This is a genomic window from Bradyrhizobium sp. STM 3566 (genome assembly GCF_045571445.1).
In the GTDB taxonomy this organism is placed as follows: Bacteria; Pseudomonadota; Alphaproteobacteria; order Rhizobiales; family Xanthobacteraceae; genus Bradyrhizobium; species Bradyrhizobium vignae.
Map to the genome: position 1 here is coordinate 3,058,349 of NZ_CP120692.1, position 15,221 is coordinate 3,073,569.

The 15,221-nt window shown below is 63.3% G+C and carries 15 protein-coding genes; 7 read left to right on the forward strand and 8 right to left on the reverse strand.

Translation table 11 applies throughout. The features are described from left to right. Positions 1-33 precede the first annotated feature (33 nt). The gene (locus P6U27_RS14650) at positions 34-843 is read left to right on the forward strand and encodes an oxaloacetate decarboxylase (RefSeq protein WP_407194259.1); all 810 of its coding nucleotides are present in this window, start codon (positions 34-36) and stop codon (positions 841-843) included. A gap of 168 nt (positions 844-1,011) precedes the next feature. Here P6U27_RS14650 and P6U27_RS14655 read toward each other — a convergent pair whose 3' ends face one another. Continuing rightward, positions 1,012-1,404, reverse strand: a complete 393-nt coding sequence (locus tag P6U27_RS14655) for a hypothetical protein (protein WP_122402731.1) — start codon at positions 1,402-1,404, stop codon at positions 1,012-1,014. A 166-nt stretch (positions 1,405-1,570) separates the two neighbouring features. On the opposite strand from P6U27_RS14655, the gene P6U27_RS14660 reads away from it, so the two are divergent. Beyond that, positions 1,571-2,215 carry a trimeric intracellular cation channel family protein gene (locus P6U27_RS14660; RefSeq protein ID WP_122402732.1) on the forward strand — a complete coding sequence of 215 codons (645 nt, stop codon included), beginning with the start codon at positions 1,571-1,573 and terminating at the stop codon, positions 2,213-2,215. Between the two features lie 33 nt (positions 2,216-2,248). Here the strand turns inward: P6U27_RS14660 and P6U27_RS14665 are convergent, their stop codons facing one another. After that, the gene (locus P6U27_RS14665) at positions 2,249-3,469 is read right to left on the reverse strand and encodes a cytochrome c (protein WP_122402733.1); all 1,221 of its coding nucleotides are present in this window, start codon (positions 3,467-3,469) and stop codon (positions 2,249-2,251) included. Between the two features lie 293 nt (positions 3,470-3,762). Between P6U27_RS14665 and P6U27_RS14670 the strand changes: the two genes are divergently transcribed. Next, positions 3,763-7,254: an indolepyruvate ferredoxin oxidoreductase family protein gene (locus tag P6U27_RS14670; RefSeq protein WP_129146122.1), complete on the forward strand. Its 3,492-nt coding sequence runs from the start codon at positions 3,763-3,765 to the stop codon at positions 7,252-7,254. 531 nt (positions 7,255-7,785) lie between these two features. On the opposite strand, the gene P6U27_RS14675 is transcribed toward P6U27_RS14670, so the two are convergent. Continuing rightward, a complete protein-coding gene (locus P6U27_RS14675; RefSeq protein WP_122402735.1) occupies positions 7,786-8,784 on the reverse strand; it encodes an IS110 family transposase in 999 nt (332 codons plus the stop codon). Beyond that, a complete protein-coding gene (locus P6U27_RS14680) occupies positions 8,781-9,062 on the reverse strand; it encodes a hypothetical protein (RefSeq protein WP_145987013.1) in 282 nt (93 codons plus the stop codon). Before P6U27_RS14680 ends, P6U27_RS14675 begins: the two co-directional genes overlap by 4 nt. Before the next feature lie 101 nt (positions 9,063-9,163). Between P6U27_RS14680 and P6U27_RS14685 the strand changes: the two genes are divergently transcribed. Both P6U27_RS14685 and P6U27_RS14690 read left to right on the forward strand, forming a co-directional pair. Beyond that, complete coding sequence (locus P6U27_RS14685) at positions 9,164-9,748, forward strand: hypothetical protein (RefSeq protein ID WP_407194260.1); 585 nt, start codon at positions 9,164-9,166, stop codon at positions 9,746-9,748. Further along, on the forward strand, positions 9,745-10,263 hold the full coding sequence (locus P6U27_RS14690; protein ID WP_407194261.1) for a transposase: 519 nt from the start codon (positions 9,745-9,747) through the stop codon (positions 10,261-10,263). Before P6U27_RS14685 ends, P6U27_RS14690 begins: the two co-directional genes overlap by 4 nt. Positions 10,264-10,445: 182 nt before the next feature. Here P6U27_RS14690 and P6U27_RS14695 read toward each other — a convergent pair whose 3' ends face one another. The 4 genes from P6U27_RS14695 to P6U27_RS14710 all read right to left on the reverse strand — a co-directional run bounded on the left by P6U27_RS14695 (position 10,446) and on the right by P6U27_RS14710 (position 13,136). Further along, a complete protein-coding gene (locus tag P6U27_RS14695) occupies positions 10,446-10,688 on the reverse strand; it encodes a hypothetical protein (protein WP_209296668.1) in 243 nt (80 codons plus the stop codon). 2 nt (positions 10,689-10,690) lie between these two features. Then, complete coding sequence (gene tnpC, locus P6U27_RS14700) at positions 10,691-12,340, reverse strand: IS66 family transposase (protein WP_407121193.1); 1,650 nt, start codon at positions 12,338-12,340, stop codon at positions 10,691-10,693. A 45-nt stretch (positions 12,341-12,385) separates the two neighbouring features. Then, positions 12,386-12,733, reverse strand: coding sequence for an IS66 family insertion sequence element accessory protein TnpB (tnpB, locus tag P6U27_RS14705; RefSeq protein WP_209296670.1), 348 nt, complete (start codon positions 12,731-12,733; stop codon positions 12,386-12,388). Positions 12,734-12,812: 79 nt separating this feature from the next. Further along, a complete protein-coding gene (locus P6U27_RS14710) occupies positions 12,813-13,136 on the reverse strand; it encodes a transposase (protein WP_407121615.1) in 324 nt (107 codons plus the stop codon). A gap of 503 nt (positions 13,137-13,639) precedes the next feature. Between P6U27_RS14710 and P6U27_RS14715 the strand changes: the two genes are divergently transcribed. Further along, positions 13,640-14,797 (forward strand): thiolase domain-containing protein, encoded by a 1,158-nt coding sequence (locus tag P6U27_RS14715; protein ID WP_122402739.1) that lies wholly within the window; start codon positions 13,640-13,642, stop codon positions 14,795-14,797. After that, complete coding sequence (locus P6U27_RS14720; protein WP_122402740.1) at positions 14,797-15,186, forward strand: Zn-ribbon domain-containing OB-fold protein; 390 nt, start codon at positions 14,797-14,799, stop codon at positions 15,184-15,186. Before P6U27_RS14715 ends, P6U27_RS14720 begins: the two co-directional genes overlap by 1 nt. Positions 15,187-15,221: the final 35 nt, after the last annotated feature.

The window sequence follows — 15,221 nt, forward strand, 5'->3', positions numbered from 1 at the left end:
CCTATGTCTGCGCGGCCAACAAGGGAGAGAAACATGCATGTGACGACCGCTGACAAGCGCGCGACGTTCAGGAAGATGCACGAGAGCGGCTGCTTCATTTTGCCCAATCCGGTCGATGTCGGCAGCGCGAAAGCGTTGCAGCATCTCGGTTTCAAGGCGATTGCGTCATCGAGCGCGGGCTTTGCCTGGACCATCGGCAAGGCGGACAATCACGTCAGCGTCGAGGACGTCTGTCAGCATCTGGCAGCATTGAGTTCGGCCGTCGACATCCCCGTGAACGCCGATTTCGAGGGCGGCTTTGCGGTCGAGCCGGATAAGGTTGCCGACAATGTCGAGCGCTGTGTGCGCACCGGCGTCGCGGGCCTGTCGATCGAGGATTCCACCGGCGACAAGGACAAGCCGCTCTATGATCGCGCGCTCGCGGTCGAGCGCATCAAGGCCTTGCGCGAGGCGATCGGTGACAGCGGCACGCTGCTGGTCGGCCGCTGCGAAGCCTATCTCTGGGGCGTGACCGATCTCAAGCTCGTCATCGACCGCCTGACCGCTTATGCCGATGCCGGCGCTGACTGTCTGTACGCGCCGGGCCTGAAGAGCCGCGAGGACATCGTCGCGGTGGTGAAGGCGGTGCATCCAAAGCCGTTCAACCTTCTGATCGGCGCGTCCGGCCTGTCGCTGCGGGAGGCCGGAGATCTCGGCGTCCGGCGCATCAGCGTCGGCGGCTCGCTCGCCCGCGCTGCCTGGGGCGGCTTCATGCGCGCGGCAAAGGAGATGGCGGAGAAGGGCACGTTCGCAGAGCTCGGCAGCGGCTATCCCGGCGGTGAGCTCAACAAGATGTTCAGCTAAAGCATGATCCGGAAAAGTGCGAAGCGGTTTTCCGGAAAGATCATGCGTAAACAACAAGCTAAAGCGCGATGACGATTCATCCAAATCTCATCGCGCTTTAGGCAAGCGCATAGCTACGAAAACGAAAAGCGGCGGGATGTGAGGTCCCGCCGCTCCAGCTTGCGGCTGCTACTTCGCGCCGTCAGACGGAGTCTGCGTATCCGGGGCGGGCTTGCTCGGCGCAGCACCCGTGGTCACGCCCGGCTCGGTGTTGCTCCGCGGCGTCACGTCACGCATGCCGGGAGGGGCGGCCGGATTGGCGGACGGCGCCTGCTGCGCAGTCTGCGTTGACGGGGTATTGCCCGCCTGGTTGTTGGTGGTGGTGTTGTTCAAGCCGTAGAACACGGCGCCCAGCACCAGGGCGACCGCCACCGCAAACAGCGCGATCTTGCCGCTGGAGGCAGGGCCTTCGCCGAGCTCGGGATCGGCCTGCAGGTCGGCATCCCGGCGCACCGCGCGAGAATACTCATCGTCGGCGAGGTTCGGGCGGTACGGATCGTTGGGAAAACGGTCGTCAGCCATCGATTGGTTCTCCTCGGGTTATGACTTCGGGACAACCCTCAGCTGCGAGCTTCTGTTCCGCGCCACCCAATGCTTTCGTCGTATGTTGCTCTACTCTCGGGAATCGGGAACCTGTTCCGTCGGGAATCCCGCGCGTGAGTTCCATTGCGAGGAGGGGAACAGGGCGATGTGGAGCCTGCCGCCGACCGATACCGTGCTGCATTTCCTGTTGCTGGTTGCGGTGGCCGCACAGGGCATGACGGCTGCGCTCGCTGCCGGGCGTCGCAGCATGGATTGGTTAGGCGTCTGCTTCCTCGGCTGCATCACCGCGCTTGGCGGCGGCACGCTGCGCGATCTCTTCCTCGGACATTATCCGCTGGCCTGGGTCGCCAACCCCATTTATCTCGCGCTCGCCGGCGGCGCCGCCTTCGTCACCATTCTGATCGCGCGTCTCGTGCACCGGCTGAAGGTCGCCTTCATCGTGCTCGACGCGATCGGTCTCGTGATCTTCACCATGGCGGGCTGCGACGTTGCCTGGCAGATGGATGCGACGCTGCCCATCGTCATCGTCTCCGGCATGGTGACGGGCTGCGCCGGCGGCGTGCTCCGCGACGTGCTCTGCAACGACGTGCCGCTGCTGTTTCGCTCCGAGCTCTACGCCAGCGTCTCGGTGGTGACGGGGCTGTTCTATGCGACCGCGTTCGGCCTGCAGCTCAACGCGGAGCTCTGGACCATCCTGACCTTCGTCCTCGGCATCAGCTTCCGCCTGCTCGCGGTGCGCTACAAATGGGAGATGCCGAAGTTCGTGTTCACGGACAACGAGGAGCGGTAGCTCCATCCATGTCGTCGGGGCGGCAGCGGCGAGCTACTCCTCCTTCCTTGCCTTCGCTACCTGCGACGGCGTCACCAGCGGCGCGGCATTGCCCCAGGAATTGCGGATGTAGTTCGCCACCGCGGCGATCTCGCCGTTGGACAGATTGGCATAGCCCGGCATCTCGCCGGTGTTCGGCGCACGCGGCGTCGTCACGGTGTGGGCGCCGTCGAGGATGATGCGCAGGGTCGAGGACGGATTGATCGATTGCAGCAGCGCATTGCCCGGCAGCGGCGGATAGATTCGCGGGCTGCCCGTGCCGTCGGCCTCGTGGCAGGCGATGCAGAGCTTTGCGTAGACCGCCTGGCCGGCCTTCATCTCGGCTTCGTCCGGCGGCGTCACGATCGTCTCGCGTCGCGCCGGCGGCAGGCTTTTCAGATACAGCGCGATCGCACGAATATCGGCATCGCTCATCTTCGCCGTGGAATTGACGATCACCTCGGCCATCGGGCCGCCGGCATGGCTTTTCGCGTTGCGTCCGCTTTGCAGATACTCCGCGATATCAGCTTCGCTCCAGGATTTCAGCCCGGTGCGCGCAGCGCCATCGAGCCTTGGCGCGTACCAGCCGCCGACCTCGTTGCCCGAGAGCGCCTGGGCCTGCTTGTCGGCGCCAAAATAGTTCTTCGGCGTATGGCATGCGCCGCAATGGCCGAGACCGGTGACGAGATAGCCGCCTCTGTTCCACGCCGCGCTCTGGCTCTGATCCGGCTCGAACAGACCGGGCTTGAAATAAATGGCGTTCCAGATCCGCATCAGGCCGCGGTAGCCGAACGGCCAGCGCAGCTCCGGTGGCTTGTTGCCGCTCGCCACCGGTGCGAGCGTGCCGAGATAGGCGCGGACCGCCAGCGTGTCGTCCTTGGTCATCCGCGTGAAGTAAGGGTAGGGGAAGGCCGGATAATAGTTCGATCCATCCGGCGCGATGCCATAGCGCATGGCGCGGGTGAAGTCGGCATCCGTCCAGGCGCCGATCCCGGCATCGCGGTCCGGCGTCAGGTTCGGCGCATAGATCGCGCCGAAGGGGGTGTCGATGCGCTTGCCGCCCGCGAAGGGCCTTGCCGGATCAGCGGTGTGGCAGCCCGCGCAGCCGCCGGCCTCGACCAGCGCCTTGCCATAGGCGATCAGCTCTGGCGACGGCTCGGCGGCACGGGCCGCGCTTCCAATCGCACTGCACAACGCCAAAACCGCAAGAGCCAAGCCAGCCAGAATCGTCCGCATCGAAAGCCTCTCCTGCGACCAATCGACCCCACCTGCGTGAAAGGAGCATCAATTCATTTCGCGACGGCGGGGGTATGGTGACACAAATTGAAAATGCTCAGCGTGTTTCAGGCCACGAAATTGCGATTTTTACCCGAGGCTCCCTTTGGTCCAGATTTGTGATGCGGATCGTGAAATATCCGACATAGAGTGGCGGAAGTGGTCGGCGCGCCCTAGCTAAAAACAACGGGGATGCAACGGCTTAAGCGACGCTAAGTGACAAAGACCTGAACAGGGCGGTTAAAGAGGACAGCATGGGCATCAACCAGGGTCCGATCAGTCTCGATCAAAAATACACCCAGCAGACCGGACACGTCTTCACCACGGGCATCCAGGCCCTGGTGCGCCTGCCGATGGCCCAGATCCGGCGCGATCGCGCCAATGGCCTCAACACCGCCGGCTTCATCTCCGGCTATCGCGGCTCGCCGCTCGGCGGCTACGACCAGCAACTCTTCGCCGCCCGCAAGCATCTCGAGCAGTACAATATCAAGTTCCAGCCAGGCGTGAACGAGGACCTCGCCGCAACCGCCGTCTGGGGCTCGCAGCAGCTCAACCTCTCGCCGGGCGCCAAGTATGACGGTGTGGTCGGCATCTGGTACGGCAAGGGTCCTGGCGTCGACCGCTGCGGCGACGTGTTCCGCCACGGCAATGCCGCGGGCTCGGCCAAGAACGGCGGCGTGCTCTGCCTTGCCGGCGACGACCACGGCGCGAAATCCTCCACCGTCCCGCATCAGTCCGACCATGCCTTCATCTCGGCACTGATGCCCTATCTCTATCCGTCGAGCATCCACGAGATGATCGAGATGGGCCTGCTCGGCATCGCGATGTCGCGCTATTCCGGCTGCTGGGTCGGCATGAAGGTGATTACGGAGACGGTGGAGACCACCGCCGAGATCGACCTCACCGACGAGATGAAGCCCTTCATCATCCCCACCGATTTCGAGTTGCCGCCCGGTGGCCTCAATCTGCGCTGGCCCGACGACCGCTTCGAGCAGGACCGCCGCCTGCAGGACTACAAGGGCTTTGCCGCGATCGCCTTTGCCCGCGCCAACAAGGTCAACCGCGTCACCATGGACTCGCCGAACGCGCGTTTCGGCATCATGGCATCCGGCAAGAGCTACGAGGACGTGCGGCAGGCGCTGCGCGAGCTCGGGATCACCGAGGAGGTCGCCGCCAAAATCGGCCTTCGCCTCTACAAGATCGGCATGCCCTGGCCGCTGGAGCCGGAAGGCGTGCGCCAGTTCGCGGTCGGGCTCGAGGAGATCTTCATCGTCGAGGAACGCCGCGAGATCGTCGAGAACCAGGTCAAGCAGGAGCTGTTCAACTGGCGCGACGACGTTCGCCCGCGCATCGTCGGCAAGATGGACGAGCACGACAAGCGTTTCCTGACCTTCGCCGCCGAGCTCAGCGTCGCCTCGCTCGCGACCTCGCTCACCGAGCGACTGCTCCGGCTTAATCTCAATCCCGAGATCGCGGAGATGCTCCGCGCCAAGGCCGACTGGTTCAACGGCCGTCAGGCCACGCAAATGCAGGCGGTCGCACCCGTCTCCCGGACCCCGTATTTCTGCTCCGGCTGCCCCCACAATACATCGACGAAAGTTCCCGAAGGCAGCCGCGCGCTCGCCGGCATCGGCTGCCATTTCATGGCGCTGTGGATGGACCGCTCGACGGAGACGTTCACCCATATGGGCGGGGAGGGCGTGCCCTGGGTCGGCATCGCACCCTTCACCAACGAGAATCACATTTTCGCTAATCTTGGTGACGGCACCTATTTCCATTCGGGCATTCTCGCCATCCGCCAGGCGATCGCCTCCAAGGCCAACATCACCTACAAGATCCTCTACAACGACGCTGTGGCCATGACCGGCGGCCAGCGCCACGACGGCGATCTCTCGCCGCAGCAGATCACCCAGCAGCTCTATGCCGAAGGCATCCGCGAGCTCTATCTGGTCTCCGAAAACCCGGACGCTTATCCGGCCGATACCATCGCGCCCGGCGTCAAGAAGTATCACCGCGACGAGCTCGACAACGTCATGAAGATGTGCCGCGAGTTCAAGGGCACCTCCGCGATCGTGTTCGTGCAGACCTGTGCCGCCGAGAAGCGCCGTCGCCGCAAACGCGGGCTGATGGAGGACCCGGCGCGGCGCGTCATGATCAATCCGGCCGTCTGCGAAGGCTGCGGCGACTGTTCGGTGCAGTCGAACTGCATCTCGGTCGAGCCGCTGGAGACCGAGTTCGGCCGCAAGCGCGCCATCAACCAGTCATCCTGCAACAAGGACTATTCCTGCCTGAAAGGATTCTGTCCGTCTTTCGTCACCATCGATGGCGGCGCGCCGCGCCACCGCGCGCCCGCCGAACTCGTTGAGATCGGCGAGCTGCCCGAGCCGACATCGCGCCCGACACTCGACAAGCCCTATAACATCGCGGTCGGCGGTGTCGGCGGCACCGGCGTGCTCACCATCGGCGCGCTGCTCGGCATGGCCGCGCATATCGAGGGCAAGGCCTCGATGATCCTGGACATGTCGGGCCTCGCGCAAAAGGGCGGGGCGGTGCTCAGCCATGTCCGCCTGTCGGATCATCCGGCGGAAGTCACCTGCTCGCGCATCGTCACCGGCACCGCCGATCTCGTGCTCGCGGCCGACGAGGTGGTGGCGGTCGCCAAGGACACCATCACGCTCTGCGACACCAGCCGCACCCGCGGCATCATCAACAGCCACGTCATCCCCACCGCCGATTTCATCCTCAATCGCGATTTCAACTTCCAGACCCGCAAGCTCAATGCGGTGCTGGAGACGGCGCTGCACAAGGATTCCGTCTTCTTCGACTTCACCAAGCCGGCCGAGCAGCTGCTCGGTGATGCCATCGCCACTAACATGATGATGATGGGCTATGCCTATCAGAAGGGTCTCTTGCCGCTCTCTGCGGAAGCGATCGAGCAGGCGATCGAGGTCAACGGCGTCTCGATCAAGATGAACAAGGAAGCCTTCCGCCTCGGCCGCCTCGCGGTTGCCGATCCCAAGCGTCTTGCCGACATGCTGAAGGGAACGGACGAGGTGGCTGCGCCGAAGACGCTGGATGCCATGACGCTGGACGAGGTGATCGAGCATCGCGCCAAGCATCTCACCGCCTACCAGAATACCCGTCTCGCCAAGCGCTATCGCAAGCTGGTCGGTCAGGTCCGCGACGCCGCCGCGAAGGGCGGTTACGGCGATGCGCTGCCGCGTGCGGTCGCGGTGAACTACGCCAAGCTGCTGGCCTACAAGGACGAATACGAGGTCGCGCGCCTCTTCACCGACGGCGCCTTCGAGCAGCAGCTCCGCGACCAGTTCGAGGGCGATTTCAAGTTCAGCTTCAACCTGGCGCCGCCGATCCTGGCGTCCGGCGTCGACGCGCTCGGCCGCCCGAAGAAGCGCGCCTTCGGCCCATGGATGCTGAACGTCTTCCGCGTGCTGGCAAGGTTCAAATTCCTGCGCGGCACGCCGTTCGACATTTTCGGCCGCAGCGCCGACCGCAAGCTCGAGCGCGATCTGATCGCCGGCTACGAGAAGGACGTCGCCACTGTGCTCGGCCTGTTGTCGCCGGTCACGATCGATACCGCGGTCGAACTGCTCTCATTGCCCGACCGCATCCGCGGCTACGGCCCGGTGAAGGAGAAGGCGGTGAACGACGCCAAGGCCCGCTACGCCCAGCTCGCCGCCGATCTCGCAAACCCGCCGCCGGCGCCTCGGCAGATCGCGGCGGAGTAGGAAGGTCTCGCAGGGTGGGCAAAGGCGCAAGCGCCGTGCCCGCCACCTGCCATTGATCACGAAGAAGACGTGGGCACGCTTCCGTTTTGCCCACCCTGCGACACCATGCCTTGTGCTGCCCGCCGGGCAAAACACCCATACCGTAGGTCAATCGTAACCGCAAAAATATTCCACTTTACCGAAATTCGGAATTGTCGTAACCCTCGCTCACCTCATCCCGGTCAGAGGGGCGTATCGCGATCGTCACGAAACGCGGGGTGAGCGGCGGTGGACGTGGACTGCGTCACGCGAGCAATTGTCTCGCGGCACGACGGGCGCGGTCTCGCGTACGGCAAAATCGTGTGGTCCTGACGCCCGGGGTCTGTGCGTCAAGTCTTGCGATCGCTCGCAAGGCGACGGGGGCAATAGTGCATCGCTCCCCGGGGAGCAACTGTGTTGAAGTAGCCCGGCGATCGGCCGGCCTCAAGGCTGGCGCTGGCGCGCCACCGCCTCCGGCGGCTTCCGGCCTTGACCCCGTCCGCTCGCCGGTCTTCAGGGCGTGCAAGCGCTCGGCGGAAGCCGAGCGGAGTTGCTCACTTCGTACCGGCCGGCGTCCCATTTCTCGCCGCGTGCGATCATGACGTTCAGGATCACGATCAGCTTGCGCATGCAGGCGGTGAGCGCAACCTTCGGCTCCTTGCCTTTGGCGATCAGGCGATCGTAAAAGGCCTTGAGCACGGGGTTATGCCGGGTCGCGGCTCCCATGGACGCCATGTAGAAGACGTTGCGGACCTTGCGGCGTCCGCCCTGGATATGACGGACGCCCCGACGTTTGCCGCTGTCGTCGTCATAAGGCGCAGCACCCAGCAGGGCCGCGGCCACTTTGTTGCCTATCTGGCCGAGTTCCGGCATCGCCCCGATCAGTCCGGCGGATGTGCCCCCGGCAAGACCTGGTACGCTCTCGATGATCTCGGCGAGTTCGGCAAAACGCGGTGTGGTCTTGATCAGGGCTGCGATCGCTGCTTCCAGCTTGGCAATTTCGGCGGCGAGCCGCTTCAGCAGGCGATTTTGCATCTTCTGCACGACGTCAGGAGTGGAATGCTCCGTCCTGTTTCGCAAGCTCGTCTGCACGTCAATCAGAGCCTGGCGCGCACTCACGATCTGCGCCAGCTTCTCGCGTGCCGCATCGTAGGCTTGCCCCCTTGCCTCAATGAAGGTCTCGGCGAACCAGGCAATCATCTCCGCATCGATCGGATCGTTCTTGGCGAGCTGTCCAGCCGATTTGGCGAAGTTGCGCACCCGCTTTGGATCCACCACCAAGCCTTCGATACCATCCTGGCGTAGCACCTTGGCCCACTCCCGCTCATAACCACCGGAAGCCTCCATGGCGGCTTTGCCGACCTTGTGCTTGCGAAGCCAGCGGATCAGCGCTCGCCGACCTTCTGGGCTGCTCGCGAACGTCTGCCGTTGTGACAATGAGCGAATGCACACATCCACCTTGTCCTTGGCCACGTCGATGCCAGCGACAAGGACGTCGTTTTGTGCCATCATCTACTCTCTTCCTTGCTCGGTTCGGGCTCGAAGCCCATGCAACTGTTCGGGTTGAGGAAGACCACCGGATCTGTCCCTCGCTCCCCGACAGGCTCAAGGCCTTTGAGCACGAACGGGCTCAGATCCAGCGACGGGCGGTTTTGCGAGAACCGCCCGTTCGCACATTCTGGCAGATTTTCTGGACACAAGAGCATGACATAAGCCGTAAAGCCACTGCGCAGGGAAGGCCGGATGTTTGGCTTCACCTGTATGCCGCTGTGCATCTGTTCTTCGCGCATTCGCGCACAGCGGACCGTGGGTGCCCGGCCGGCACCCGGTCTTCCCCATAGGCGTTAAGTTTGTTCTTGAGTGTTGGAATCACACGTGATTCCAAGGCGGGATGGCAGACGAATCGCTTCTGAACGAGGACTGGACGAGAGTGGTTACGCAGCTCGGCGGGGCTGCGCAGCTTGAAATAAGTGCGCGCCAGACGAAGGCTTTCGTGCGGCGGCGCCAAATTCCAGATGCGGTGGCGTTACTTCGGCTGATGCTGGCCTATTGTCTGGGTGAAAGAGGGTTGAGATCGACAGCCGCGTGGGCCGCTTCTGTTGGCCTTGCCGACCTCAGCAGCGTGGCGTTGTTCTATCGCCTGCGTCAATGTGGCGATTGGTTTGCAGTGCTGGTGGAGGGCTTGCTCGCTGCGGCAGCCCCGAAAGCGAGCCGAGGCCGCCTGATCCGCATTATCGATGCGACGACAGTGCCTCAGGCAGGACCGGCTGCGCGCAGGAACAGTGAGCTTTGGCGCGTTCATAGTGCATTCGATCTGCCATATGAGCGCTTTGGTCACTTCGAGCTGACAGATCAGCAAGAAGGCGAAACGTTTGACCGGATACCGGTGGTCAAGAACGAGATCCGCATTGCTGACCGCGCTTATCTACAACCTGACCGCATCGCCGCTGTGCGCGACGCCGGGCAGACGTTTTGATCCGAGCGGGCTGGAAGAACGCACGTTGGCTTGATGCCAAAGGCCTTCCGTTCGATCTGATGGCCCAATTGCGTGCGGCGAAGGCGCACGGACTGATCGATCGGAGGATTTGGATCAAACGCAAGGACGGTGCGCCTCTGGCTATGCGTCTGGTCGCAGTCAAGAAGCCCGCCGGTGCAGTCGCGGCTTCGCGCCGTAAAGCCCGGCGCGACGCACAAGACGAAAACCGCGTCATCTCCAAAGAAACTCTGGAAGCCGCGGATTGGGTCATTCTGGTCACGTCGCTCGCGCGGGACGAGTTCTCCACCAAGGATGTACTCGCGCTCTATCGACTGCGATGGCGCATCGAACTTGGCTTCAAGCGACTGAAGAGTCTGATTGGTCTCAAGACGCCACCTGGAACCGATCCGCGCTCCGCCAAGCCCTACTTGCTGGCACACCTCTTGATCATCCTGCTGCTCGAGCCGCTTGCCCGCGACTTCGAGGACTCTCCCCGCTGGACGCAGGCCGCCTGACGGCACCTGGCGCTTGGCGTGTTTTGCAACAACTCGTTGCATCCTTGCTACAAGCGATCATTCCACAACCAACCATCCGTTGCTTTCGCCGCAGAAAGCGAGCGCTTGGGCGGCACCTGCGCGAGCCTCCTCGAAAACGTCCGTATCAATGTATCCATCCGGGCTAGACCGCGGACAGGAGCTCACCGATCCCAGCGCTTGAGGAGCTCGGGGTCGTCCTTGTGCATCCTGATGAGCTCGGTCAGGTTCTCGATGCCGAAGTCGGTGAACGCCATGACCTGGTCGTCACCTATGCCGTAAACCCAGATGACGCCATCCTCAGTGTCCATTCCGTTGGCCACGTCCCAGAGCCAGTCCTCGTCTTCGCCGAGGTCTTTTGCGACGCGAGCGATGGTGAAGACGGCGTGAACCTTGTTGACGTGCATGGCTACGCCGCCGGGGCGGAGGACCTCGGCGCAGGAGGCGTCCAGTTCCAGGGCAGCAACTCGCGCAGGCGGTTCTGCGGCATGTCGGCGATGCGCGCGAAGACGTCGGCAAGCCAGGCTTTCGGGTCGATGTCGTTGAGACGCGCCGTCATGAGAAGCGTGGCCATCACGGCAGCCCGCTCGGCGCCGCGATCAGAACCGGCGAACAGCCATGCCTTTCTTCCCAGAGCAAAACCGCGCAACGCTCGCTCCGCTGCATTGTTCGTCATGCAGATCCGTCCGTCGTGGACAAGGCGGGCAAAGCCCTCCCAGCGGTTGAGCAGATAGTTGATCGGCTTAATCACGTTGGACGAGCGTGAGAGCCGGGCAGATTCCGCTCGGAGCCAAGCCTCAAGGTCGGTCAGCAGTGGCGCGCTTCTCTCCCGGCGGATCTGCAGCCGCTCCTCAGCGCTCAGCCCATAGATGTCGCGCTCGATCTCGAACAATTGGTCAATCCGACGAACCGCTTCCAGCGCAATGGGCGAGATCGCGGTCGCCGATCTTCCGCGGCGAGCGTTCTGGGCGATGTCGGCAAGTTCGAAGAACGCCCTCCGTCCATGTGCCCAACAGAAGGCGGGCGTGGCCGGCAACGCCTTGCGTCCGGGATCGAAGAGAGCGTTGAACCCGCTATAGGCATCGGCCTGCAGGATGCCAGCGAAGTTCTGAAGATGCCGCGCGGGATGCTCGCCGCGCCGATCACGTGAGGCGTAGAACAGCGCCGCCGGTGGATCTCGCCCGCCGAATGGCCGATCGTCGCGAACATAGGTCCAAATCCGGCCGGTATCTGCTTTCCCTTTCGCCAGGATCGGTATCTTGGTGTCGTCACCGTGGAGCCTGTCGGCGGAGAGCACATAGGCTTCGATCAGTTCAAAGAGCGGCCTGACCGCAAAGGCTCCTGCGCCCACCTGGTCCGCCAGCGTCGAGACCGACAGGTCGATCCCCTCGCATTTGAAGCGCTGGCTCTGTCGGTTCAACGGCTGATGCTGACCAAATTTGTCGTACAGGATCGTCGCCAGAAGCTGCGGTCCGATATAGCCCCGGGCTGTGGCATGGAACGGCGCCGGCGGCTGCGTGATCGCCTCGCAATCCCGACAACTGAACTTCTCCCGGACTGTGTCGATCACCTTGAACCGGCGTGGGATCTCCTCCAGTGTCGAGGTCACGCTTTCGCCGAGCTTCGACAGCCGCGTCGACCCGCAGCAGGGGCATTGCGTCGGAGCCGGCAGGATGACGCGTTCTCGCTCGATGTCGTCGGGGAAGGGCTGACGCACCGGCCGCTTGCGCTCAAACGAACGCACCGTCTGCGTCTTCTCGGCCGCCTTCTCGGCGGCCAGCTCATCCTCGGTCGCCCCCGCCTCGAGTTCCTCAAGCTCTAGCTCCAGCTGATCGAGCAGCCGCGCCGACCGCTCGGAGCGTGCGCCATATATCGTGCGTCGTAGCTTCTCGATCTCGAGCTTGAGGTGGGCAATCAGCGCTTCGGTGCTCGATTGCTTCGCCTGGGCATTGGCCGCTTCAGCAAGCCTGGCTTCCGCCGCAAGCCTGGCAGCGCGCTCGGCCAGGATCATTGCATGCGCGGCGACAAGATCGGGCGGCAGGTCGGCGCTGGAGTCCATAGCCAGATGGAATCACATTCGCGGCCAAACTCAAATAACAAAGTCTCAGCCCACACTGGTCGGACGCCAGGACTCCTGGGGATTGCGCCAGTCGATGCCGGACAACAGATAGCTCATCTGCGCCTGCGAGATCGACACTACGCCGTCCGCCAGCGACGGCCAGACAAAACGACCTCTCTCGAGTTTTTTCGTAAACAGGCATGCTCCCTGGCCGTCATGCCAGATCACTTTCAATAGATCGCCTCTGCGTCCGCGGAAGCAGAACAAATGACCACTCAGCGGATCGCGGCGCAGCACCTCTTGCACCTGCAGTGACAATGAGGCGAAGCCTTTACGCATGTCGGTGTGGCCCGTCGCCAGCCACACCCGAACTCCCGTAGGAACCGGAATCATCGCGGATCCAAAACCTCGATGATCCGGCGAAGCGCCTCAACGTCAACGCCCGCATCAACAATGACCCGCCGCCTGCCGGTTAGCTCGATCTCGATCCGACGCTCCGTCGAATGTACGGTCGCGCTCTCCGATGACGCCGCCACCGACGCCGCGGGCACCCCTCGGCCACAACTGCCCTGACAAAGCCAGCCTCGGATTTGGTCCCCGTCGCCGCGAAGGCTCTTCGCCAGGTCACCAATAGAGAACGCGACAAGCCGTACCGCCGGGCTGTCGCCGCAACCAGGCGCGGCTCGGATAGGCTCTCCAAAACAATCCGCGCCTTCTCTTCCTCAGACCAACGCCGCCGCCGGCCCGTATCAACCACTTCCAGTCGATTCAACGTACTGATCGTATGGCTGTCCATACGTACAGTTCTCAACCATCAGGCCAGCCCGCCGCAAGGCGTCTCTCCTCGGAGGCTTACGTATCAATCGATGCTCGCGCTACCTTAACGCCTATGCGGTCTTCCCTGCGCCCTCTGTTTGGAGGGGGAGCAAGACGGGAGCAAAACTCGGGCGACGTGAGCCGCGAGGCTGCGGGCGTGTGTCTGCGATTGAGCTGTGAGGGGAAAGAGCGATCCGCGAACTCCGTCATGGCGAGCGCAGCGAAGCAATCCAGAATCCTTCCGCGGAGGGACTCTGGATTGCTTCGTCGCCACCGCAAAATTGCTTCGCAATTTGTCGCGGGCTCCTCGCAATGACGACGCGGCACGCAGGTTCGCCTCCCATCCGGGGCCCGGATTTCGGATGTGCCCCAGTTGCGCCGACCCGCTGCCCTCTCGCGCGACGGAATATTTCCACGCTTGCCAATCAGGCCACCGCGGTTCAGAAAAAAGAGCCAAGAAGAAACGCGAGCGGAGACTCTGTTTTGACCATCAAGGGCAAAGCCTACATTGCCGGGATCTACGAACACCCGACCCGGCATGCGCCGGACAAATCCACCGCCCAGCTCCACGCCGAGGTCGCCAAGGGAGCGATCGAGGATGCCGGGATAAGCAAGGACGATGTCGACGGCTATTTCTGCGCGGGCGATGCGCCCGGCGGCGCCTGGCCGATGGTCGATTATCTCGGCCTGAACACCAAGAAGCTCCGCCACGTCGATTCCACCGAGACCGGCGGCTGCTCCTACATCATCCATCTCGGCCATGCGGCGGAGGCGATCGCGGCGGGCAAGTGCTCGATCGCGCTGATCACGTTGGCCGGCAAGCCGCGCACCGGCGTGATGCCGCCGCGCGCCGCCGGAGCCGAGGTCGATTTCGAGTCTGCCTACGGCGCAACGACGCACAATGCTTACGGCATGTGTGCCATGCGTCATATGCACGACTATGGCACCACCTCGGAGCAGCTCGCCTGGATCAAGGTCGCAGCCTCGCATCACGCGCAATACAATCCGCATGCGATGCTCAAGGACGTCGTCACGGTCGAGGACGTGCTGAACTCGCCAATGATCTCCGATCCCCTGCATCGCATGGATTGCTGCGTCGTTTCCGACGGCGGCGGTGCGCTGATCGTGACCACGCCGGAGATCGCGAAGAGCCTGAAGAAGCCGCTGGTCAGGTTGATCGGTCATGGCGAAGCCATGAAGGGCCCGCGCGGCGGCAAGGATCTCGATCTCACTTACTCCGCGGGCGTCTGGTCCGGCCCGCGTGCGTTCGAGGAAGCCGGGATCACGCCGAAGGACATCAAATACGCCTCGATCTACGACAGCTTCACCATCACGGTGCTGATGCAGCTCGAGGACCTCGGCTTCTGCAAGAAGGGCGAGGGCGGCAAGTTCGTCGCCGACGGGAACCTGATCTCGGGTGTCGGCAAGCTGCCGTTCAACACCGATGGCGGCGGCCTCTGCAGCAACCATCCGGTCAACCGCGGCGGCATGACCAAGATCCTCGAGGCTGTGCGGCAGCTGCGCGGCGAGGCGCATCCGAAGGTGCAGGTCAAGAACTGCGATCTCGCCATCGCCCACGGCACCGGCGGCCTTTTGGGCGTTCGCCATGCCGCCTCGACGGCCATTCTGGAGCGCGTGTGATGAGCGAAGTGAAAAAGTATCCGGCCCCCGTGACGAACCCCGAAACCGCCGCGTTCTGGGACGCGGCGAAAGAGGGCAAGTTCATGATCAAGCGCTGCACCGCCTGCGGCGAAGCGCATTACTTCCCGCGCTCGATCTGCCCGTTCTGCTACTCCGACAAGACGGTGTGGGAGCAGGCGTCCGGTGAGGGCACGATCTACACCTACAGCCTGATGCGGAAGTCGCCGACCGGGCCTTACGCCATCGGCTACGTCACGCTGAAGGAGGGGCCATCGGTGCAGACCAATTTCGTCGACTGCGATCTCGAGAAGCTCAAGATCGGCCAGAAGGTGAAGGTGGTGTTCAAGCCAACGGATGGCGCACCGCTGCCTTTCTTCACGGTGGCATAGGACGGTCCTCATCCTGAGGAGCTTGCGAAGCAAAG

Bases quoted from the DNA above. Each gene is read 5' to 3' on its own strand.
- P6U27_RS14650 (WP_407194259.1), top strand. From the start codon at position 34: ATGCATGTGACGACCGCTGACAAGCGCGCGACGTTCAGGAAGATGCAC.
- P6U27_RS14655 (WP_122402731.1), bottom strand. From the start codon at position 1,404: ATGGCTGACGACCGTTTTCCCAACGATCCGTACCGCCCGAACCTCGCC.
- P6U27_RS14660 (WP_122402732.1), top strand. From the start codon at position 1,571: ATGTGGAGCCTGCCGCCGACCGATACCGTGCTGCATTTCCTGTTGCTG.
- P6U27_RS14665 (WP_122402733.1), bottom strand. From the start codon at position 3,469: ATGCGGACGATTCTGGCTGGCTTGGCTCTTGCGGTTTTGGCGTTGTGC.
- P6U27_RS14670 (WP_129146122.1), top strand. From the start codon at position 3,763: ATGGGCATCAACCAGGGTCCGATCAGTCTCGATCAAAAATACACCCAG.
- P6U27_RS14675 (WP_122402735.1), bottom strand. From the start codon at position 8,784: ATGATGGCACAAAACGACGTCCTTGTCGCTGGCATCGACGTGGCCAAG.
- P6U27_RS14680 (WP_145987013.1), bottom strand. From the start codon at position 9,062: ATGCGCGAAGAACAGATGCACAGCGGCATACAGGTGAAGCCAAACATC.
- P6U27_RS14685 (WP_407194260.1), top strand. From the start codon at position 9,164: ATGGCAGACGAATCGCTTCTGAACGAGGACTGGACGAGAGTGGTTACG.
- P6U27_RS14695 (WP_209296668.1), bottom strand. From the start codon at position 10,688: ATGCACGTCAACAAGGTTCACGCCGTCTTCACCATCGCTCGCGTCGCA.
- tnpC (WP_407121193.1), bottom strand. From the start codon at position 12,340: ATGGACTCCAGCGCCGACCTGCCGCCCGATCTTGTCGCCGCGCATGCA.
- tnpB (WP_209296670.1), bottom strand. From the start codon at position 12,733: ATGATTCCGGTTCCTACGGGAGTTCGGGTGTGGCTGGCGACGGGCCAC.
- P6U27_RS14710 (WP_407121615.1), bottom strand. From the start codon at position 13,136: ATGGACAGCCATACGATCAGTACGTTGAATCGACTGGAAGTGGTTGAT.
- P6U27_RS14720 (WP_122402740.1), top strand. From the start codon at position 14,797: ATGAGCGAAGTGAAAAAGTATCCGGCCCCCGTGACGAACCCCGAAACC.